This is a genomic window from Streptomyces phytophilus, assembly GCF_013870535.1.
Lineage (GTDB): Bacteria > Actinomycetota > Actinomycetes > Streptomycetales > Streptomycetaceae > Streptomyces > Streptomyces phytophilus.
This window is the reverse complement of the sequence record NZ_JACBXC010001276.1, coordinates 1-1,700: the sequence shown is the minus strand read 5'-3', so window position 1 is coordinate 1,700 and position 1,700 is coordinate 1. Positions and strand designations below refer to the sequence as shown.

The window sequence follows — 1,700 nt, the reverse complement described above, 5'->3', positions numbered from 1 at the left end:
CGCGGGCTCCTGCTCGTCCGCCGGGGGCTGCTCCACGATCACGTGCGCGTTGGTGCCGCTGATCCCGAACGCCGACACCGCGGCCCGCCGCGTACGGCCCTCGCCGCGCCACGGCAGCGCCTCGTCCAGCAGCGCGAGCGTCGCCGGGTCCCAGTCGACGTGCGGGCTGGGCGTGCCGGCGTGCAGCGTACGGGGCAACTGCCCGTGCTCCAGCGCCAGGACCAGCTTCATCAGCCCGGCGACGCCCGCGGCGGCCTGCGTGTGCCCGATGTTCGACTTGACCGAGCCGAGGTACAGCGGCGCCTCGGCGGCGGCCCGGCCGCGGCCGTAGACCTCCAGCAGCGCCTGCGCCTCGATCGGGTCGCCCAGCTCCGTGCCCGTGCCGTGCGCCTCGATCGCGTCGACGTCGGCGGCGCCGAGGCCCGCGTCGGCGAGGGCCGCCCGGATCACCTTCTCCTGGGCCTGCCCGCTCGGCGCCGTCAGGCCGTTGGAGGAGCCGTCGGAGTTGACGGCGCTGCCGCGGATCACGGCGAGCACGCGGTGGCCGTTGCGGCGGGCCGCGCTGAGCGGCTCCAGCAGCACGACGCCCCCGCCCTCGGACATGCCCATGCCGTCGGCGCCCGCACCGAACGCCTTGCAGCGCCCGTCGGCGGCCAGCACCCGCTGCCGGCTCATCTCGGTGAACGGCCCGACCGTGGAGAACACCGTCGCCCCGCCGGCCAGCGCCATCGTGCACTCGCCGCGGCGCAGCGCCTGCACCGCGAGGTGCACCGCGGTCAGCGACGTGGAGCACGCGGTGTCCACGCTCACCGCCGGCCCCTCCAGACCGAGGGTGTACGCGAGCCGGCCGGACAGCACGCTGAGGACCGTGCCGGTGAGCAGGTGCCCGCCCACCTGCGCGGCGGCGTCGCCGAGCAGACCGCCGTACTCGGTGGGGTTGCTGCCCACGAACACGCCGGTACGCGAGCCGCGCAGCGCGTGCGCGTCGATCCCGGCCCGCTCCACGCTCTCCCACGCCAGCTCCAGCAGCAGCCGCTGCTGCGGGTCCATCGCCAGGGCCTCGCGCGGGGAGATGCCGAAGAACGCCGCGTCGAACCCGGCGACGTCGTCGAGGAAGCCGCCCTCGCGCACGTACGAGGTGCCGGGCCGGCCGCTGTCCGGGTCGAAGTGGTCGTCCAGGTGCCAGTCCCGGTTCGCGGGCATGGCGGAGATGGCGTCCCGCCCGTCCCGCAGCAGCTCCCACAGCTCCTCGGGGCTCCGTACGCCGCCGGGGAGGCGGCAGGCCATGCCGACGACGGCGACCGGCTCCCGGCGCTGCTCCTCCACCTCCCGCAGCCTGCGCGTGGTCCGGCGCAGGTCGACGGTGAGCCGTTTGAGGTAGTCGCGCAGCTTGTCTTCCTCGGCCATGGCCGGAACTGCTCCTCTCCGTGCGCCGCTCCGGCGCTGGTCAGCCGATTGTCGATGCCGTCGGACCCGGCTGCGCCGGGCCGAACTCATCGTCGATGATCTTCAGCAGGTCGTCGGTGCTGGCCTCGTCGAGACCCGCCTCGTCGTCCTCGGGTGTGCCGTCCGCCGCGGTGCCGCGGTCGGCCAGCGCGGCGGCGAGCGCCCGCAACCGGTCGTGTACGGCGACGCGTTCGGCACCTTCGACGGGCGCGGCGTCCAGGGCCGCGGCCAGCCGGTCCAGCTCCTCGCGTACG

Annotated in this window: 2 protein-coding genes; both read right to left on the bottom strand. The window is 75.5% G+C overall.

Annotation, left to right across the window (positions count from 1 at the left end; translation table 11 throughout):
* On the bottom strand, nt 1–1,407 hold a 1,407-nt coding region (locus H5J30_RS31550; RefSeq protein ID WP_181790986.1), incomplete at its 3' end, for a type I polyketide synthase.
* 40 nt (nt 1,408–1,447) lie between these two features.
* Nucleotides 1,448–1,700 (bottom strand): hypothetical protein (locus H5J30_RS31545; RefSeq protein ID WP_181790984.1); only part of this gene is annotated, 253 nt, incomplete at its 5' end.